This window comes from Bacillus sp. FSL R5-0439, assembly GCF_038008805.1.
Taxonomy (GTDB): domain Bacteria; phylum Bacillota; class Bacilli; order Bacillales; family Bacillaceae; genus Bacillus; species Bacillus safensis.
The window spans coordinates 147329-166020 of sequence record NZ_JBBOZW010000001.1 but is presented as its reverse complement, the minus strand read 5'-3'; the positions used below and the strand labels follow the sequence as shown (position 1 = coordinate 166020).

Sequence of the window (18692 nt, the reverse complement as noted above, 5' to 3'; positions counted from 1 at the left end):
AAGTTTATTTCCCGAAGCGTTTTGTGTTTGTCACTGTGTGTCAGCGACGATTAATAATATATCACGAAAACATTCTTTTGGTCAACGCCTTTTCAAAACTTTTTTTGAAATAGTTTTATTAAGCATCTTAAATCCTTGTCCTGCATACAATCAAGTAACAATCTTGGACAAGGCAGGAGTGTTTGAATTGAGTCGATTATATGTGTTGCCTATTAAACGGCTGAAGCAAGTTGTCATTATTCTTGTAGCAGCCCTTGCAGCTGCAACCTTTTTTTATGTACAAAAGGCACCGCCGCTGTCGGTATTTAAAACTGAACATGGACCCCGAGCCATTTATAAAGGCGAGACTTCATCAAAGCATATCTCTCTCACTTTTAATATTGGCTGGGGGGATGAGAAGGCTGTTCCTATTTTAAATGTCCTTCGAGAGTACGGCATAAAGAACGCCACTTTCTTTCTGTCTGCTTCTTGGGCTGAGCGTCATCCTGATATCGTGAAACAAATTAGGGAGGACGGCCACCAAATTGGAAGCCTCGGCTATGCTTATAAAAATTATAGCCAGCTTGAGGATAGTGAAATCAAGCAAGATCTTGTCCGTGCACAAAATACATTTCAAAAGCTTGGACTAGATGACATTCAACTATTAAGACCGCCGACTGGACAGTTTAACGAAACAGCACTGAAAATTGCCACTCAGTACGGTTATACCGTTGTTCATTACAGCATTAATTCACAGGATTGGCTGAATCCGGGTGTCGACCAGATTGTTCAGAATGTAAATGACCGAATGAAAAGCGGAGACATTGTTCTCCTTCACGCCTCGGATTCAGCAACCCAAACCGCTCAAGCCTTACCTGCTATTTTGAAACAAATAAAAGAAAAGCATTTAAAAAATGTGACGGTTGGCGAACTGATCTCCAACACGAAAACAAAGTCATCGGAAGTTAAGTAGCTTTCGCTTTTGAAAACCGCGGCATCGCTAACAGCTGAAACGCATTACAGCCTAATAGCGGGAATAGCATTAAATACAGCCAGTCCTCTTCATTGACTCTGAGCGCCGGGAACCATTCTAACGACGTGATGACGACCATGAGAAACATTGCAGAAATAAATGTTTTCTTAGAGGACTGCTGCTGTTTAAAGTAAGCCACGATCAAAGCAAACACACCGATAAATAAAGGCAGCCACAAGTATGGAAGAAATGATTCATTCTCTCCGAAAAACAAAAATCGCAAGTAAGCTAAATCAAACAGCACAAAAATCACAAGAAACAGCTGAATGGTATTCCATAAAGATTGTGACCGGAAAATCTCTAACGCAAACCGGTGCACCGTCAAGAAGACAACAAACCCCATCTGGCTAATGACACTAAAGATCATCCCTACACCAATGAACCAAAACAACACAGATGCGATCTCTAGAATTTCAAACGATATAAAAAGCTTCTGATATTTTCCCCACTCCAGCGCAAAGCCTACCACGCTTGTAATGACCGCTCCAACAGCTAGCACAGAGAAGAAAAAACGAACTAAATCCCGACTTTTCATTGAATTGATCCAACCCCTATTTTTGTTATGTATAAATTCACGTGAAACATTCATATTAAAAGTAAGACATGTAACGAAAGGAGCCACAGTATGTCAAAAGGCATCTTGCGTATAGTGAGCTGTTTTCTTCTTTTATCTCTAACAGCTTGTGCTCCCAAAACCCAATCCTCATCTAATATGGACTATGACGAAACAAAAAAAATGGTCGTCGATATATTAAAGACAGATGACGGTAAAAAGGCCATTCAACAGTTATTAAATGACGAGGCAATGAATGAAGCTTTGGTAATGGATGAACAAACTGTGAAAAAAACGATAGAGAAAACACTGACTTCTGATAAAGGCAAAGAGTTCTGGAAGAAGGTCTTTGAGGATTCTAAATTTGCCGAGACTTTCGCAAAATCCATGCAGCAACAGCATGAAAGGATGTTAAAACAGTTAATGAAGGATCCTGACTATCAACAGCTGATGATGGATATTCTCAAGGATCCTGAGATGGAAAAGAAATACGGTGAACTGATAAAAAGCAAAGAGTTTAGAAAGCACTTAGAAAAAGTCATTACGGAAACATTAAGCAGCCCTCTTTATAAGAAGAAATTCGAAGATGAGCTCAAAAAGGCAGCATCTGAAAGCAGCAGTGATTCCGGATCGCAAGGCAGCGAAGGAAGCGACAGTTAAACATCACCCGAGTGGCATTGATCCACTCGGGCTTTTATTATGCTTTCACTGCTAATTGTTCAATGACTTTATTCGCAATGTGTTGATACACTTCTCCTGTTGGATGACTTGCATCATAGACAGAAGGCGCGAAATCATCCTCATTCCAATCAGGCTGTCTTAAAGGAATTTGGCCAAGGACTGTTACTCGCAGCTCTTCAGCCAGCTTGTCCCCGCCGCCTTTTCCAAAGACATATTCCTTCTCACCTGTTTTTTTGCTTTCATAATAGCTCATATTCTCAACGACACCGAGCACCTCATGATCTGTTTGCAGTGCCATTGCGCCTGCTCTTGCTGCAACGAAGGCAGCCGTAGGATGCGGTGTAGTAACAATGATTTCTTTACAGCTAGGCAGCATTGTATGAATATCAAGCGCCACATCTCCCGTTCCAGGCGGAAGGTCTAATAGTAAGTAATCTAATTCTCCCCACTCAACTTCGTGGAAGAAGTTATTTAACATTTTTCCAAGCATCGGCCCTCTCCAAATAACCGGTGCATTTTCTTCAACAAAAAAGCCCATTGAAATCACTTTGACTCCAAAGCGCTCCACAGGAATAATTTTTTCCCCTTTAACTGTTGGTCTGACAGTGATTCCCATCATATCCGGTACGCTAAATCCATAAATATCAGCATCAATCAGCCCGACTTTTTTCCCTAGACGAGCCAGTGCTACAGCAAGGTTAACAGAAACAGTCGATTTACCAACGCCGCCCTTTCCACTCGCAATCGCTAAGAACTCAGGCGGGTTTTTAGAGTTAAGCAGGGTTTCTTCCTCTTCTTGTGATGGCATAAACTTTTCAAGTGTTTCCTGAGGCAGTTCCTCAAAACGAAGTCCTACTGTGTTAGCGCCTGCTGACTTCAAGGCTTGTACGATGTCTTGCTGCAGCTTCATCTGCTCAGCAGTGCCTGTTTTTGCAATAGCCACCTTCAGGCTCACATGCTCTTTCTCAGGCTTTAGGCTGATTTCCTTGATGGCATCCAGCTCACCAAGCGGTATATGAAGGAAAGGTTCGTCCATCTTCCCAACTAGTTTTCTCACATCATCTTGTCCGATCATAGCAGAACCTCACCCTTTATTGAATTCGTTTACAATCCAAGTATATCATACATATCCTTACAATGTCTGTCCTGTTTGCCTGCGATCAAAAGGAAAAAGCCCCTTATTCAGGCGGCTCTTTTTGCTCTGTTAAATATCTTAAAATCCCTTTATAAATAGAGGCGGCAATTTGATCCTGATATTTAGGTGTTGCCAGTTGGCCAGCCTCTTTTGGATTGGAGAGAAATCCAATTTCCACAAGAGCTCCTGGCTTTGTGACATTTTGCATTAAATAAATGCCGTTGATCCGCTTCGCCTTTCGATCTGTGTTTTCAAGGTTTCTGCGCAATTCATCTTGAATGAACTTCGCTGCCTTTTCATTTTCTTCATACTTTCCGTAAAAAAACGTCTGAGCCCCGCTCCATTTGTTAGATGGTATCGCATTTAAATGAATGCTTAAATAGAGATCCGCTTCAGATTCATTGATGACTTTGACGCGGTTCCTTAAATCCTCCGCTTTCTTCCGGGCATATCCCCTTGTATTCTTTGATGATAAATCAGAATCATCCTCTCGGGTCATGAGAACAAGCGCTCCCTGCTCCTGCAAATAGTCACGTATCTTCATGGATACATCTAGCGCAATCTCTTTCTCAAGCAGCTCTCCTCCTACAGCCCCGCCATCTGGACCACCGTGACCCGGATCTAAATAAATGATCTTCCCGCTTAGAGGCAAATTCCACGATTTCCACGAATCATCATTTAGAAATTGAAACCTGAATAAGAATAAGAGGACAATAAACCCAATTAAAAACCCTGTCCACTTCAGCTTTCTTTTCATCCCTGTCCCTCCCATACACCATTATTTTATAGATATGGGACAAGGGCTGGAAATATGCTTAGTGCAGCCGAAGCTTGTGTCTTTTTTCTGATTCACGAAAGCCTTCCTGCCACCACATGCTTAAAAATTCTTTCGCAGATGGATACAAACACGACATCTTCCGCTCCATACGGAACATATTCCCCCAAGATTGCAAGCATCCTGCCAGCTCTTCTATCAGCTCAGTTTCCTCCTGAGAGGACCGCTTCTTGATATCGTCCAACGATTCGCCGTATTTACTCGACTCACCGTACCTCCCGCCAGCTAAAAAAGCTTCAATGGCGAAATCGATACAGCCATCACTCATAATACCAGCTGGATCATCTGCAAATGGAAACAGCTTCTTCGTGAATTTTTCGGAAGCAGCCGTTACTTGTTGAAGAGACAATGTACGCAAAAGCTTCTTTTCAAGCGTGACATCTCGTTTTGTTTTCAATTGATAAAATGAAAGCACTTCTGCCATGGACTGAACTCCTTTTTTCTTTGTATTGTTCGTTGGTTTGAACAAAACATGCAGTTCAGTAAATGGAAATGACGGTCAGTGAACGATCGTAATGGAAAATTGTGATAAAATAGGCATTTGAATATAGAAAGAATGATAAAGGGGCAAAATCAATGAAGAAATGGATATATATCCTGCTGCTATTAACAGTCGTCCTATCTGCATGCAGCAGTCAAGCCACAGAGAAAAAGAGCGATATAAAAGGAATAGAAGACATATCCTTAAAACAACTTTCAAAACACAAAAACACGTATCTCGGTGACAATTCAGCCATTCGTGAAATCTTATCAGATCTTCCTGGAGGCGTAATTCGTGAATTTGAAATCATCGATGGAAAAGCATTAGACGTCACATATGGGGCAAAAGAAAATGACAGCTATACAGAAGAACAGTTTGACGCCTTCTGGTTTGATCAAAAGGACACGATCGAAAAAACGTATTTATACAACGCAATCGCACTTTTTATTCTTATCGATAATGTAGAGCAAGTAACACTCAAGATGAACTCTAACGATGAGCCGTCCGTCACGTTTAAAAGAAAACAGCTAGAAAAAAAGCTCCCTCACTCTTTTAAAAAGTACAAAGATGATACAGCGCTTTGGCAAAAGGAACTGGTTGATGGAGTTGTGAAGTCAAAAGAGAAACGCCAAGATGTATACAAAGCGTTTCCAATGCAGAAATAATAAAACAGAGGGATTTGCCCCTCTGTTTTTTGATGTTTATGTAGTGATAGCCTGAATCAAACGTTGTCGAAAGTTTTGATCCACTGCTGCAGTAAGCATAAATTCGTTGAATACTTCCCCTATCCAATGAGAATTGTTCGCTTTCGGATCATTGATAAAAAGAGAGATGGAGATAGAGGATGTATCTGTTCTTCGATATAAAGCACCTGTGAAAACAAACAATGTTGCTCCGCCTTTATACCAAAAATATTGATCTGTTTCCTTTTTCAATGTTTCTCCCAGTACGATTTGGCTAAAAAGACTTTTTTCTTCTGTTGTTAACAGCTCGTCATGAAGACGTTTCATAAAATATGTATATTCATTGGTTGTAGACTTTGTCATTTTTTGCGTCAGTAATGATTGTATACGCCACCCTAATAAGTTCTTTTTTTTCATTTTTTCTTCTAACGCCTTTTTATGCTCTGGGTCATTTTTCATGATATTAAAAATCTCATTCATTAGAGATTTGTATTGTTCTTCGGATACACCGCTCATTTTCTTGAATGCATCCCGCCGACGATTAGATACATAAGCGGACCACAAAATCATCGGCGTCAGCGGTATGAGTTCACCATGTTCTGTAAGACCTGCTTGTTTCATCTGATCATTGATCTTTTCTAAGCCCAGCCGGTCAATCAAATAATCCGTACAAGCATTCGAACTGAATTGCATCATCCCTTTGGCAACATCTAATAAAGTCGCATGCTCAGAAAAATCATTGACCTCCAGCCAGTACGCGTGCGCACCACCGTCTGTTCTATCAATATAAAACCGCTCTATATCAGACAATGCCACTTTTTCCTCTAGCTTAATGGCGCCGCTCGATACAGCTTTAACAAAATGAAATAAAACCACTAATTTCACCGTACTTGCAAGTGGTGTTTTTTGATCAGCATTCCATTCTAACACCACATCATCATTTTCAATGATTGTCACTGAAACGTCCTTTTTGTTTTTTGCGACAAATGTCAAAAGATCTTCCTTCGTTTTCTTCATATCTCTTTTATACAACAAGACTTGAACCACCACGTAAAGTATGACCACACCTATGACAACTAGACCGACTTTGAGTAACATGTTTCTCCTTTCCAAATAACAGAAGATTTATATATTAAATATAACAAATATTTCAAATAAAGGCACAAAAAAGGCAGAGGCTCTTGAATCCTCCGCTTCTTGATATCCTTATTCATGGGGCAAATGCAGCTTCATTCCTTCATGAGTGGCTTCAAACCCTAATTTCTCATAAAAATGGCGTGCTTCTGGCCTCTGTTTATCTGTTGTCAGCTGAATCATATGACAGCCGCGGTCGCTTGCGCGTTGAATGGCCCACTTGATAAGCAGCGAACCGACTCCTTTTCCTCTATGACTCGAAGCCGTACGAACTCCTTCAATGGATGCTCTCCATCCCCCTTGATGTGTAAGAAATGGCGTCATGGTTAACTGAAGAACACCAACTGCTTCTTCCTGGTCACACGCAACAATGAGTTCAATATTTGGATCAGCATCGATTGAATGAAAGGCTTTGATATAGCTTTCTAATAATGGGCGAGTGTAACGCTCTCTCTTTTGACCTAACTTATCATCTGAAAGCATGAAGACGATTTTGTCGAGGTCTTCTTGCACGGCTTCTCTCAATGTCAATTGATTTAAATTCAATGAAAGCACCTCCTATGATGGATGGAAGACTGTTTTCACTTACCAAAATACCATTCTCATATAAGATTTGTTCAGCTGCTTTTTCATCAAAATACTTCATATCATGAAAACTGATCAAGCCCTCTTCACGAACCATTCCTCTTGTAAGATGGCATAGTAAAACTCATCCCACCACTCATTTCCTTGTGGTATACATTTTTTAAAATCCCCCTCTCTCCTCATCCCCATTTTCTCCATCACTCTCCAAGATGGCACATTTTCAGGCTGACAAGTGGCAATGATTCGATGTAAATTCATTGTGTGAAAACCATGATGCAGAACGGCATAAGCCGCTTCTGATGCATAGCCTTTGTTTTGATAGGCAGAATTGAAGACCCACCCAATTTCATATGTGTGCTCACCAAAGGTTGGATGGAACACGATATGCCCGATGCATATCTGATCTACTTTTAATAGAACAGCAAAATTCTTAGCTGTTTTAAGACGATTATTTTTAACAAATTCCTGCGCATTTTCTTTAGAAAAAACACCTTCCGGAATATACTTCATTACCGCCGGATCAGATGTATATGCATAAACATCATGCCAATCATCCTCAGAAAATGATCGAATGATACACCTTTCTGTTGTTAGATTCATATGACACCCTCCATAGACTTCGTTTTTTAAACAGAAACCTTGCTATGATCCTATTTTATTTGTTTCCAAACAGAAAAAAACACAAATAAAAAAGCACCAGCAGGATGCTGATGCTTTTTTTATAAGGTTTGTCTGTAACAAACCTTTGTAAAACGTCCATACAATATAAAATTGATTAACGTTTTGAGAACTGAGGTGCGCGACGTGCGCCTTTAAGACCGTATTTCTTACGCTCTTTCATACGTGGGTCACGAGTAAGAAGTCCAGCACGTTTAAGTGATGTACGGTACTCAGGATCTACTTCTAGAAGAGCACGAGAGATACCGTGACGAATTGCTCCAGCTTGACCAGAGAATCCACCACCGTGAACATTTACAAGAACATCGTAGCTGTTAGCTGTTTCTGTGATGTTCAAAGGCTGTTTCACGTCTTCGATTAAAGCAGCGAATGGAATGTATTCAGTAATTTCACGATTATTAACGACGATACGGCCTTCACCTGGAACTAAGCGAACGCGCGCTACAGAACTTTTACGACGACCTGTACCGTAATATTGAACCTGTGCCAAATTGTTAACCTCCCTTATAATTAACCGCGAAGTTCGTAAACTTCAGGTTGTTGTGCTTGATGTGGATGCTCAGAACCACGGTACACATTTAATTTTTTGAACATTTGACGACCTAGTGGACCCTTTGGAAGCATACCTTTGATAGCAAGCTCCAACATTTTTTCAGGGTAGTTTGTACGCATCTCAAGAGCAGTTCTTTGTTTCAAACCACCTGGGTGCATAGTGTGACGGTAGTAAATTTTGTCCGTCAATTTCTTACCAGTTAATTCGATTTTCTCAGCATTGATGATGATGACATGATCACCTGTATCAACGTGTGGTGTATAAGTTGGTTTGTGCTTACCGCGCAAAAGTGATGCTACTTCAGTAGAAAGACGACCTAGAGTCTTGCCTGCCGCATCAACAACTAGCCATTTGCGCTCAATTGTGCTTGCGTTCGCCATTGGTGTTGTACGCATGAGTTTCCCTCCTAAATAAATCAATGAATTTTCCTTGAATCAAATGCTACGTTCTATTTCAAAACACAGATAAGTCTTCCGGGGCTTATTTGTGGGGTTGAAATACATACCATATGATATCTTATAACTTTCTGCTTCCTGTGTCAAGAACATGTTACACCTGGTTTAGTTGTCATAGAAAACTTCCCATAAATACAGTCCGTGACTAGGCGCAGTCTTGCCTGCCGCTTCGCGATTTCGGGCGGCAAGCATGGCTTTTATCTCCTCAGGGTGAAATTTACCAGAACCGATTTCAAGCAACGTTCCAGCGATAATCCGCACCATGTTGTATAAAAAACCATTCCCTCTCACACGCATTTCAAGCCCGTCTGAGACGTTTTTCCACTCGAGGGCATAAATATCCCTCACCTTGTCCTGAACCTCTGTATTGGCCGCACAAAAGCTTGTAAAGTCATGTGTCCCAATTAGGTGCTCAGCGGCTTTTCTCATTTTATCGATATCCAGCCGGTAAGGATAGTGGCAGGCATACTGTCTCGTGAACACATTTTGGTGTGTTTCTGTTGAGACCTTATAACGGTACTCTTTCGAAACAACACCAAATCTGGCATGAAACGATTCATCGACCTCCTCAGCCTTTAAAACACGGATATCATCCGGCAGCAGGCTGTTGAGGGCAAAAGGCCATCTCTCCATCGGGATCGAGAGCGGGGTCTCAAAATGGATGACCTGTCCCTTTGCATGAACACCGCTGTCTGTCCGGCCGGAAGCCACAATCGGAATCGGTTCATCCTGTTTGTGCATTCTTGCAAGGGCAGACTCGATCTCCGTCTGTACGGTTCGCTGCCCTGGCTGCACCTGATAGCCTTTAAAATGTGTCCCATCGTAGGATACAGTACATTTGACCTTCATCTAGGAATCACCTAATTTCTAAGCAGCACAAGGAGCGCTGTTAACAGGATGAATAGAAGCAGCGTGAACGTGTCCTTTAAGCCCCAGACAAGCTGACGGTATTTCGTCCGTCCTTCTCCCCCGCGGTAGCCTCTTGCTTCCATCGCGGTCGCCAGTTCTTCTGCACGCTTAAACGCACTGACGAAAAGAGGAACAAGCAAAGGAACGATGGCTTTCATGCGATCCTTTAGAGGTCCGCTTGTAAAATCAACGCCTCGTGCCATTTGAGCCTTCATGATTTTGTCCGTCTCTTCTAGTAAAGTCGGAATAAACCGAAGAGAGATGGACATCATGAGAGCAAGCTCATGAACTGGCAGTTTGATTTTACGGAATGGGTGCAGCAGCTTCTCCATTCCGTCTGTCACTTCTATAGGCGTTGTGGTTAACGTAAGAAGTGTCGTCATCATAATGAGATAGACAAAACGGAGTGAAATGAAGATCCCCTGCTTTAAACCTTCTTCATAAATATTCAGAAAACCAAAGTGGAATAGCAAGGCGCCATCCTTTGTCATGAAAATATGCAGAATAAAGGTAAACAGGACAATCCATAGGATCGGCTTCATTCCCTTGAGAATAAAGTATAGCGGCACCTGAGAAACCATCACCACAAGAATGGTAAAGACACCTAACAGCCCGTAAGTGATGTAATTATTAGCAAAAAAGACGATAAAGACAAAAAAGAAAATTGATAACAGCTTTGTCCTTGGATCAAGACGATGGACAAAGGATGAACCTGGCACATATTTGCCGATAATCATACTATCCATCATGATGTCGTGTCCTCCTGATAAAGAGCTGTTAAGGCTTCTGCCATTTCATCCATGGTCAGAAGCGGCCTAGGAAACGTAATACCTAGCTTTTCTTCTACAGTCTGCTGGAATTTAATCGTTTCCGGGAGGTCGAGACCAAACGAAGACATGTCTGTACGATTGGCAAACAACTCTCTCGGTGTGCCTGTCGCCTTCACTGTCCCTTTATGCATCACAATCATTTGATCCGCATAATGAGCGGCGTCCTCCATACTGTGTGTGACTAGGATCGTGGTGAGGTTTGCCTTTTGATGAAGGTCATAGAACATGTCCATAATTTCCTTCCGCCCGCGTGGATCCAGTCCAGCAGTCGGCTCATCAAGCACAAGCACTTCTGGCTCCATCGCTAAAACGCCAGCAATCGCCACACGTCTCATTTGACCACCGCTTAGTTCAAAGGGAGATCGAGATAATAGGGATTCAGGAAGACCCACCAGTTTCAGCATCTCCTTCGCCTTCGCTTCTGCTTTCTCTTGAGGAACACCGAAGTTCATCGGGCCGAAGCAGATATCCTTGAAGATGGTTTCCTCAAAGAGCTGATGCTCAGGAAACTGAAATACGATGCCTACCTTTTTCCGGAGGGGTTTCATATCCTTCTGCTTTTTATTGGCTTGTAAAACTGTCTCTCCAAGCGCAATGCTCCCCTTCGTTGGTTTGAGCAATCCATTTAAATGCTGCAGCAATGTAGACTTGCCAGAGCCCGTATGACCAATGACAGCGACATAGCTGCCCTCTTTGATGGAAGCATTGACATCATACAAAGCGAGACGCTCAAACGGCGTTTTCATTTGATAACGATGCTCTAATTCTTTGATCGTAATGTCCATAGCTCTTTCACCAATCCTTCTTGTGTCAAATGGGCATTTGCAAGCGGCACACCTTGCTGCTTCAATTGCTTGCTCAATCGATAGGAGAATGGCAGATCAAGTCCAATCTGAACCAGCTGTTCATCTAGTTCAAATACTTCCTCTGGCGTTCCCTCGGCAAATTTCTTCCCGCCATTCATCACAATGACGCGGTCTGCCTTGGCAGCCTCGTCTAAATCATGTGTGATGGAAATGACTGTGACTGTTCCTTGTTCCTTCAGTAGTCTAACAGTCTCTAACACTTCTTCACGGCCAATCGGATCAAGCATTGATGTTGCTTCATCCAAGATCATGATGTCAGGGCTTGCGGCAAGCACACCTGCAATAGCGACTCTCTGCTTCTGCCCGCCTGATAGATGGTGCGGCTCTTGATCAAGAAACTCCTGCATATTGACCTGTTTGACAGCCCAATCTACACGTTCTATCATCAATTCCCGCTCAACCCCGTTATTTTCTAAACCAAAAGCCACATCATCACGAACCGTTGAGCCCACAAATTGGTTATCTGGGTTTTGAAAGACCATTCCGACCTTTTTGCGAATATCCCAGACACTTTCTTCTTTGAGCTCAATCTCTCCAACCTTGACCGTACCAGCATCCGGTAAAATGAGCCCATTCAGCACACGTGCAAGTGTGGATTTACCTGAACCGTTATGACCAACAATGGCGAGCCATTCATTTTGATTCACATGCAGTGACACTTGATCTAAAGCGGGCTTGTCCGCATCCTTGTGATAACGAAATACAATGTCCTTTACGTCAATTAATGTCTTCCCCATCTCTACCGGACCTCCTCTCAGCTCAACCTCTTCTTTGCTTATTCCTAAAAAAAGCCGTAGTACCTAAAAAAGGGCATAGATCCAGTTATGAACTGTCCCGCCCTTTCTTAGATACACGATATGTGATTAAACTAATTCAATGACAGCCATTGGTGCGCCATCGCCGCGACGAGGTCCAAGCTTCATGATACGAGTGTATCCACCTTGGCGATCTTCGTAGCGAGTTGCAACGTCAGCGAATAATTTTTGAAGTGCATCTTGGTTTGTTTCAGCGTTAGCTACTTCATTACGAATGTAAGCTGCAGCTTGACGGCGAGCATGAAGATCTCCGCGTTTGCCAAGAGTGATCATTTTTTCAACTACAGAGCGAAGTTCTTTCGCACGTGTTTCAGTTGTTTCGATGCGTTCGTTGATGATCAAATCAGTCGTTAGGTCACGAAGCATTGCTTTACGTTGTGCACTAGTGCGTCCTAGCTTTCTGTATGCCATGTGATGTCCCCTCCTTAATTAGAGATGCTGTATGAATAAAAAACACACGAAAATCCTAGTTCACAATGAAACTAGTCAATCGTCTTTACGAAGACCCAGTCCAAGTTCTTCTAGTTTCGCTTTCACTTCTTCAAGAGATTTACGTCCAAGGTTACGAACTTTCATCATATCCTCTTCTGTCTTGTTAGCAAGCTCTTGAACAGTGTTAATACCCGCACGCTTCAAACAGTTGTAAGAACGAACAGAAAGATCAAGCTCTTCAATTGTCATTTCAAGCACTTTTTCTTTTTGGTCTTCTTCTTTCTCAACCATGATTTCAGCATGCTGAGCTTCGTCAGTTAACCCAACGAAAATATTCAGGTGTTCAGTTAAAATCTTAGAACCTAGAGCGATCGCTTCTTTCGGTCCTGTGCTTCCATCAGTCCATACATCTAGTGTTAATTTATCATAGTTTGTGATTTGCCCAACACGGGTGTTCTCCACTTGATAAGTCACACGAGATACAGGTGTATAGATTGAGTCGATCGGAATCACACCGATTGGCTGATCGTCTCTTTTGTTTGCATCAGCAGGATTATACCCGCGACCTCTTTGTGCAGTTAAGCGAACACGGAAGCTCGCATTCTTGCCAAGAGTTGCGATGTGAAGATCTGGATTTAAGATTTCAATATCGCTGTCGTGTGTAATATCAGCAGCTGTTACAGTACCTTCATCTTGTACATCAATTTCAAGCGTCTTCTCTTCTTCAGAGTAGATTTTGAGTGCAAGCTTTTTAATGTTTAAGATAATCGTTGTAACATCTTCAACCACGCCTTCGATCGTTGAGAATTCGTGTAAGACACCATCTATCTGGATCGATGTTACAGCTGCACCAGGAAGTGAGGATAAAAGGATACGACGAAGGGAGTTCCCTAAAGTGGTACCATATCCACGCTCAAGTGGCTCTACGACAAACTTGCCATACTTGGCATCGTCGCTGATTTCAACCGTTTCGATTTTTGGTTTTTCAATTTCGATCATCTAATAAAACCCTCCTTCAAAACGTCGAAACCTCGAATAGAATCATATGAGATTCCATCCGAAATTCCTCATTGTTTAGTCCCGTATGTGCTCAGGCAACGAGTCGTGTATTCGTCTCATAAATAACTGTATCATAACCCATTATTGACAGGGACACAAAATCTATACAAACAAATTACACGCGGCGACGTTTTGGTGGACGGCATCCGTTATGAGGAACTGGAGTTACGTCTCTAATTGCAGTAACTTCAAGACCAGCAGCTTGAAGCGCACGAATTGCAGCTTCACGACCAGAACCAGGACCTTTAACAGTTACTTCAAGTGTTTTAAGACCATGTTCGATAGAACCTTTAGCAGCAGTTTCAGCAGCCATTTGTGCAGCGAAAGGAGTAGATTTACGAGAACCTCTGAATCCTAATGCACCAGCACTTGACCAAGAAATTGCGTTTCCATGAACATCAGTAATCGTTACAATCGTGTTGTTGAAAGTGGAACGAATATGAGCAATTCCAGCTTCAATATTCTTTTTCACGCGACGTTTACGCGTATTTTGTTTACGAGCAGCAGCCATTCTTTAACTACCTCCTTTACTTATTTTTTCTTGTTAGCTACAGTACGACGCGGACCTTTACGAGTACGCGCGTTGTTTTTTGTGTTTTGTCCACGAACAGGAAGTCCTCTACGATGACGGATTCCGCGGTAGCTTCCGATTTCAATTAGACGCTTAATGTTAAGTGAAACTTCACGACGAAGGTCACCTTCTACTTTAAGTTTGTCAATGATATCACGGATTTTACCAAGTTCGTCTTCAGTTAGATCGCGAACGCGAGTGTCTTCAGAAACACCTGCTTCTTTAAGGACTTGTTGCGCAGTCGTACGACCAATTCCAAAAACATATGTTAAAGAAATGACAACACGCTTATCACGTGGAATATCTACACCAGCAATACGAGCCATGATTTGGGCACCTCCTTGTTATTAGCCTTGTTTTTGTTTATGTTTTGGGTTTTCACAGATCACCATTACTTTTCCTTTTCTGCGAATCACTTTACATTTTTCACAGATAGGTTTAACAGATGGTCTCACTTTCATGTGTTTCCAACCTCCTTCTTCCGGAGTTGCTTTATTTGTAACGGTACGTAATTCTACCACGAGTTAAGTCATATGGAGATAATTCTACCGTAACTTTGTCTCCAGGTAAAATGCGAATGAAGTGCATACGGATTTTTCCTGATACATGAGCCAAAACTGTATGACCATTCTCTAGTTCAACTTTGAACATTGCGTTTGGCAAAGTTTCTGCTACAGTACCTTCCACTTCAATTACATCGTCTTTCGCCATTCAAGTGTTCTCCCTTCTTCAAATCAGTAACTTGCTCTCTGACAAATGTCCAAATGAGAATCTCTCAATTGTTCATCTATCACCCGACCTGTTTTGAATATACTGTTCTGAACTTCCGGAGATACGCAATCATAAAAGGTTATATGATTGATATTTTTTCTTAGGAGAATGAAATTTACGCTTTTCTCCGTCTGCGATTAGTACATGGCAGCCAACGAACATGCCGATGACACCTGTATACTGATCTTGTTCTTTCTTTGGACTATACAGACAACCTGCCCGATTTGGGCCTGAAAGGCTTCAGTGAAGACCTAAATCTTAGTCAGTATATCAAAACCTGTATCTGTAATCGCAATCGTATGCTCAAAGTGAGCACACTTTTTCCCATCAACCGTTACAACCGTCCAGTTATCAGCCAATGTTTTCACATATCGGCTGCCTGCGTTCACCATCGGTTCGATGGCCAACACCATCCCTGGTTTTAGCCGTGGGCCTTTGTTGGGCGGACCATAATGAGGAATTTGAGGGTCCTCATGAAGATCCTGTCCGACCCCATGTCCAACATATTCTCTAACAACTGAAAAATTCTCATTTTCAACATACGTTTGTATGGCATGGGAAATGTTCGACAGACGTTCGCCTGGCTTTGCTTCCTGTAAGCCTTTATATAGAGATTCCTCTGTGACTTCCAGTAGTTTGCGGTCTTCATCACTGATTACCCCAACTGGATAAGTCCAAGCAGAGTCACCATGATAGCCATTTAACTTTGCGCCAATATCGATACTAATGATGTCACCATCACGTAAAACCCGTTTACCAGGAATACCGTGAACGAGTTCTTCATTCACCGAAACGCAAATGCTCCCGCGAAAACCATTATACCCTTTAAAAGATGGGATTGCACCCTGCTTTGTAATAAAACGTTCGGCAATTTGATCCAATTCTTTTGTCGAAATACCTGGTTTTATGTGTTTCTTCAGCTCTTCATGAGTCAGTGCGACAATACGTCCAGCTTCTCTCATAATCTCAAGCTCGCGAGGAGTTTTACAGATAATCATTTATTTAATCCTCCAAGCAGGTCCTTGATATCTGCATATACATCGTTAATGTGCTTCGCACCATCAATGTTTGCAAGATATCCTTTTTCTGAATAGAAGTTCAGTAAAGGTTCAGTCTGCTTTAAGTTCACTTCAAGTCTAGTCGAAACGGTTTCTGCATTATCATCTGCACGTTGATAAAGCTCGCCTCCACACTTGTCACAAACATTTTCTTTCGCAGGCGGATTAAATACTAAATGATATGTTGCTCCGCAATTTTTGCAAATTCTTCGGCCAGTCAGACGCTCCATCAAAGCATCTTTATCGACTTTAATATTAATGACATAATCAATCGTTCTGCCAAGGTCCTTTAGAATTTCTTCTAAAGCTTCAGCCTGAGCGACTGTTCGCGGAAATCCGTCCAGAAGAAAACCTTGTTCACAATCATTTTTGCCAAGTCTTTCTCTAACAATACCGATTGTGACCTCATCAGGAACAAGCTCTCCTTTATCGATAAAGGATTTTGCTTCGAGCCCAAGTTGTGTCTCCTCTTTCATAGCAGCGCGGAACATATCTCCTGTTGAGATATGAGGGATCCCATAATCATCAACAATTCGTTCTGCCTGAGTGCCTTTACCAGCACCCGGAAGCCCCATTAAGACTAAGTTCATTTCGGATTTCCCCTTCCTTACTTAGAGAGGTTGGGCAGCTGCCCAGCCCTCTGTTTTATTTCATAAATCCACGGTAATTTCGTTTCACTAATTGGCTTTCAAGCTGTTTCATTGTTTCAAGTGCAACACCTACAACAATGAGAAGACTTGTGCCGCCAATTTGTGCAGCGGAAGGTAATCCAGCGAATTGAATGAAAAAGATAGGAAGTATTGAAATCACGGCTAAGAAAATGGCGCCCACAAACGTGAGTCGGTACAAAATGCTCGTAATTCTATCTTGAGTCATTTTCCCTGGACGAACTCCCGGGATATAGCCACCCTGCTTTTGCAGATTTTCAGCCATTTGTTCAGGATTGACTTGGACAAAGGCATAAAAATATGTGAAAGCAACAATCAGTGCTACATAAATCGTCATACCGATTGGCTTAGTATAGTCAAAGTTGTTGGTTATCCAAGTTGTCACATTATTGGTTCCGAAGAACGATGCGATCGTCTGCGGAGTAATAATGAAAGAAACGGCAAAGATGACTGGAATCACCCCTGCTGGATTCACTTTCAATGGAAGGTGCGTAGCTTGACTAGCAGACATTTGTGCACGACCAGTACCTTTTGAATATTGAATTGCAATCTTTCTCACTGCCATTTGAATGTAAATAACACCGATAACAATGACAAGAATGGCAATTACAATAAGGGCAATTTTAAGGATTTGCATGAACAGCTGTCCATCTCCACCTACAAATTGTTGAGCGTACACTTGTTTTAATGTTTGAGGGATACCAGCGATGATACCGGCAAAGATAATAATCGAAATACCGTTACCAACACCGTGAGCAGTAATCTGCTCGCCCAGCCACATTAAAAATGCTGTTCCCGCAGTGAGTACGACCGCAATTAAGAGATACGTTGATACACCAGGGTTTTCAATCAGCATGCCTCCTGCCATATTGTTGAATCCATATGACATTCCTAACGCCTGGATAAATCCTAGAACAATTGTAAAATACCTTGTGAATTGTGCTAATTTTCGGCGGCCAACCTCTCCTTGCTTTGACCACTCAGTAAACTTCGGAACAACATCCATCTGCAAGAGCTGAATGATGATCGAAGCAGTGATATACGGCATAATCCCCATTGCAAGAATGGAGAATTGGAAAAGTGCCCCGCCCCCAAACGTGTTGAGGATTCCGAAAACACTCATTTGATCCTGTGCCTGGAGAACTTCGGCGTTCACATTAGGCACAGGGATGAAAGCACCTATACGAAAGACGACTAACATTAAAAGTGTGAATATAATCTTATTCCGTATATCTTTCACGCGCATAAAATTGGAGATTGTCTTAAACAAGTTAGATCACCTCGGCTGTACCGCCAGCAGCTTCAATCGCTTCTTTCGCAGAAGCAGAGAATTTATTGGCTTTTACAGTTAATTTTTTTTCTAATTTACCGTTGCCAAGAATTTTTACTCCTGCTTTTAACTTGCTTATTGCACCAGTCTCTAGAAGAAGTTCAGGAGTTACTTCCGTTCCTTCGTCAAAACTGTTTAATCTGTCTAAGTTGATTACCGCGTAATCTTTACGGTTGATGTTTGTAAAACCACGTTTTGGAAGGCGTTGGAATAAAGGCATCTGACCACCTTCGAAACCAGGGCGTACACCGCCGCCAGAACGAGCGTTTTGACCTTTATGACCTTTACCAGAAGTTTTACCGTTACCTGATCCAATACCACGACCAACACGGTTGCGTACTTTACGTGAACCTTCTGAAGGCTTCAATTCATGAAGTTTCATTTGGGCACCTCCTTATCGATTAAAAATGTTTTATTGTTCTTTAACAGAAACTAAATGAGACACCTTGTTAATCATGCCGCGGATCGCTGCATTGTCTTCATGTACGACTGTTTGGTTTGTTTTCTTAAGACCAAGAGTACGAACAGTGACACGCTGATCTTCAGGGCGACCGATTACACTGCGTTTGAGGGTAATTTCTAATTTATTTGCCATTAT

At 42.0% G+C, this 18692-nt stretch carries 27 protein-coding genes and 1 pseudogene; 3 read left to right on the top strand and 25 right to left on the bottom strand.

Annotation, left to right across the window (positions count from 1 at the left end):
• Positions 1-187 precede the first annotated feature (187 nt).
• A complete protein-coding gene (pdaB, locus tag NST59_RS00960; protein WP_024425876.1) occupies positions 188-952 on the top strand; it encodes a polysaccharide deacetylase family sporulation protein PdaB in 765 nt (254 codons plus the stop codon).
• Here pdaB and NST59_RS00955 read toward each other — a convergent pair.
• Entirely contained in the window at positions 945-1547 is a 603-nt protein-coding gene (locus NST59_RS00955; protein ID WP_268465655.1) for a KinB-signaling pathway activation protein, read from the bottom strand. The two genes, pdaB and NST59_RS00955, sit on opposite strands and share 8 nt — an antisense overlap.
• Before the next feature lie 90 nt (positions 1548-1637).
• Here NST59_RS00955 and gerD point away from each other — a divergent pair, with 90 nt between their 5' ends.
• On the top strand, positions 1638-2225 hold the full coding sequence (gene gerD / locus NST59_RS00950; protein WP_341039644.1) for a spore germination lipoprotein GerD: 588 nt from the start codon (positions 1638-1640) through the stop codon (positions 2223-2225).
• A gap of 37 nt (positions 2226-2262) precedes the next feature.
• Here gerD and NST59_RS00945 read toward each other — a convergent pair whose 3' ends face one another.
• The 3 genes from NST59_RS00945 to NST59_RS00935 all read right to left on the bottom strand — a co-directional run bounded on the left by NST59_RS00945 (position 2263) and on the right by NST59_RS00935 (position 4640).
• Positions 2263-3321 (bottom strand): Mrp/NBP35 family ATP-binding protein, encoded by a 1059-nt coding sequence (locus NST59_RS00945; RefSeq protein WP_144495884.1) that lies wholly within the window; start codon positions 3319-3321, stop codon positions 2263-2265.
• A 103-nt stretch (positions 3322-3424) separates the two neighbouring features.
• Positions 3425-4138, bottom strand: a complete 714-nt coding sequence (cwlD, locus tag NST59_RS00940; protein WP_034283867.1) for an N-acetylmuramoyl-L-alanine amidase CwlD — start codon at positions 4136-4138, stop codon at positions 3425-3427.
• Positions 4139-4196: 58 nt separating this feature from the next.
• Positions 4197-4640, bottom strand: a complete 444-nt coding sequence (locus tag NST59_RS00935; RefSeq protein ID WP_341039641.1) for a YbaK family protein — start codon at positions 4638-4640, stop codon at positions 4197-4199.
• 152 nt (positions 4641-4792) lie between these two features.
• On the opposite strand from NST59_RS00935, the gene NST59_RS00930 reads away from it, so the two are divergent.
• Positions 4793-5362 carry a DUF4825 domain-containing protein gene (locus NST59_RS00930; RefSeq protein ID WP_144490956.1) on the top strand — a complete coding sequence of 190 codons (570 nt, stop codon included), beginning with the start codon at positions 4793-4795 and terminating at the stop codon, positions 5360-5362.
• Between the two features lie 36 nt (positions 5363-5398).
• Here NST59_RS00930 and NST59_RS00925 read toward each other — a convergent pair whose 3' ends face one another.
• The 21 genes and pseudogenes from NST59_RS00925 to rpmD form a co-directional block, all read right to left on the bottom strand.
• A complete protein-coding gene (locus NST59_RS00925) occupies positions 5399-6478 on the bottom strand; it encodes a serine hydrolase (RefSeq protein WP_341039638.1) in 1080 nt (359 codons plus the stop codon).
• A gap of 108 nt (positions 6479-6586) precedes the next feature.
• Positions 6587-7060 carry a GNAT family N-acetyltransferase gene (locus NST59_RS00920; protein ID WP_081258467.1) on the bottom strand — a complete coding sequence of 158 codons (474 nt, stop codon included), beginning with the start codon at positions 7058-7060 and terminating at the stop codon, positions 6587-6589.
• Between the two features lie 114 nt (positions 7061-7174).
• Positions 7175-7699 (bottom strand): GNAT family N-acetyltransferase, encoded by a 525-nt coding sequence (locus NST59_RS00915; protein ID WP_064498595.1) that lies wholly within the window; start codon positions 7697-7699, stop codon positions 7175-7177.
• 175 nt (positions 7700-7874) lie between these two features.
• Positions 7875-8267, bottom strand: a complete 393-nt coding sequence (rpsI, locus tag NST59_RS00910; protein ID WP_039175996.1) for a 30S ribosomal protein S9 — start codon at positions 8265-8267, stop codon at positions 7875-7877.
• A 20-nt stretch (positions 8268-8287) separates the two neighbouring features.
• Positions 8288-8725: a 50S ribosomal protein L13 gene (rplM, locus tag NST59_RS00905; protein WP_003217042.1), complete on the bottom strand. Its 438-nt coding sequence runs from the start codon at positions 8723-8725 to the stop codon at positions 8288-8290.
• A 165-nt stretch (positions 8726-8890) separates the two neighbouring features.
• Positions 8891-9634, bottom strand: a complete 744-nt coding sequence (truA, locus tag NST59_RS00900; RefSeq protein WP_341039635.1) for a tRNA pseudouridine(38-40) synthase TruA — start codon at positions 9632-9634, stop codon at positions 8891-8893.
• 11 nt (positions 9635-9645) lie between these two features.
• Positions 9646-10443 (bottom strand): energy-coupling factor transporter transmembrane component T family protein, encoded by a 798-nt coding sequence (locus tag NST59_RS00895; RefSeq protein WP_151283938.1) that lies wholly within the window; start codon positions 10441-10443, stop codon positions 9646-9648.
• On the bottom strand, positions 10440-11309 hold the full coding sequence (locus NST59_RS00890; protein ID WP_341039633.1) for an energy-coupling factor ABC transporter ATP-binding protein: 870 nt from the start codon (positions 11307-11309) through the stop codon (positions 10440-10442). The genes NST59_RS00895 and NST59_RS00890 overlap by 4 nt, the downstream gene beginning before the upstream one ends.
• Positions 11285-12127: an energy-coupling factor ABC transporter ATP-binding protein gene (locus NST59_RS00885; RefSeq protein WP_008356549.1), complete on the bottom strand. Its 843-nt coding sequence runs from the start codon at positions 12125-12127 to the stop codon at positions 11285-11287. The genes NST59_RS00890 and NST59_RS00885 overlap by 25 nt, the downstream gene beginning before the upstream one ends.
• A 126-nt stretch (positions 12128-12253) precedes the next feature.
• Positions 12254-12616 carry a 50S ribosomal protein L17 gene (gene rplQ, locus NST59_RS00880; RefSeq protein WP_003216944.1) on the bottom strand — a complete coding sequence of 121 codons (363 nt, stop codon included), beginning with the start codon at positions 12614-12616 and terminating at the stop codon, positions 12254-12256.
• Positions 12617-12691: 75 nt separating this feature from the next.
• Positions 12692-13636, bottom strand: coding sequence for a DNA-directed RNA polymerase subunit alpha (locus NST59_RS00875; RefSeq protein WP_003217009.1), 945 nt, complete (start codon positions 13634-13636; stop codon positions 12692-12694).
• Between the two features lie 175 nt (positions 13637-13811).
• Positions 13812-14207 (bottom strand): 30S ribosomal protein S11, encoded by a 396-nt coding sequence (gene rpsK / locus NST59_RS00870; protein ID WP_003217231.1) that lies wholly within the window; start codon positions 14205-14207, stop codon positions 13812-13814.
• A gap of 20 nt (positions 14208-14227) precedes the next feature.
• Positions 14228-14593 carry a 30S ribosomal protein S13 gene (rpsM, locus tag NST59_RS00865; RefSeq protein WP_003217023.1) on the bottom strand — a complete coding sequence of 122 codons (366 nt, stop codon included), beginning with the start codon at positions 14591-14593 and terminating at the stop codon, positions 14228-14230.
• Positions 14594-14614: 21 nt separating this feature from the next.
• Positions 14615-14728 carry a 50S ribosomal protein L36 gene (gene rpmJ, locus NST59_RS00860; protein WP_003156543.1) on the bottom strand — a complete coding sequence of 38 codons (114 nt, stop codon included), beginning with the start codon at positions 14726-14728 and terminating at the stop codon, positions 14615-14617.
• A 31-nt stretch (positions 14729-14759) separates the two neighbouring features.
• Positions 14760-14978, bottom strand: a complete 219-nt coding sequence (gene infA, locus NST59_RS00855; protein ID WP_003217190.1) for a translation initiation factor IF-1 — start codon at positions 14976-14978, stop codon at positions 14760-14762.
• Positions 14956-15262, bottom strand: a pseudogene (locus NST59_RS00850) (KOW domain-containing RNA-binding protein). Before NST59_RS00850 ends, infA begins: the two are co-directional and overlap by 23 nt.
• A gap of 27 nt (positions 15263-15289) precedes the next feature.
• Complete coding sequence (gene map / locus NST59_RS00845; protein WP_003217210.1) at positions 15290-16036, bottom strand: type I methionyl aminopeptidase; 747 nt, start codon at positions 16034-16036, stop codon at positions 15290-15292.
• On the bottom strand, positions 16033-16686 hold the full coding sequence (locus tag NST59_RS00840; protein ID WP_024425604.1) for an adenylate kinase: 654 nt from the start codon (positions 16684-16686) through the stop codon (positions 16033-16035). The genes map and NST59_RS00840 overlap by 4 nt, the downstream gene beginning before the upstream one ends.
• A 55-nt stretch (positions 16687-16741) precedes the next feature.
• Positions 16742-18034 (bottom strand): preprotein translocase subunit SecY, encoded by a 1293-nt coding sequence (gene secY, locus NST59_RS00835; protein WP_007496334.1) that lies wholly within the window; start codon positions 18032-18034, stop codon positions 16742-16744.
• Between the two features lies 1 nt (position 18035).
• Positions 18036-18476, bottom strand: a complete 441-nt coding sequence (gene rplO / locus NST59_RS00830; RefSeq protein ID WP_003216888.1) for a 50S ribosomal protein L15 — start codon at positions 18474-18476, stop codon at positions 18036-18038.
• 30 nt (positions 18477-18506) lie between these two features.
• Positions 18507-18689 (bottom strand): 50S ribosomal protein L30, encoded by a 183-nt coding sequence (gene rpmD / locus NST59_RS00825; protein WP_003217067.1) that lies wholly within the window; start codon positions 18687-18689, stop codon positions 18507-18509.
• Between the last annotated feature and the right edge of the window lie 3 nt (positions 18690-18692).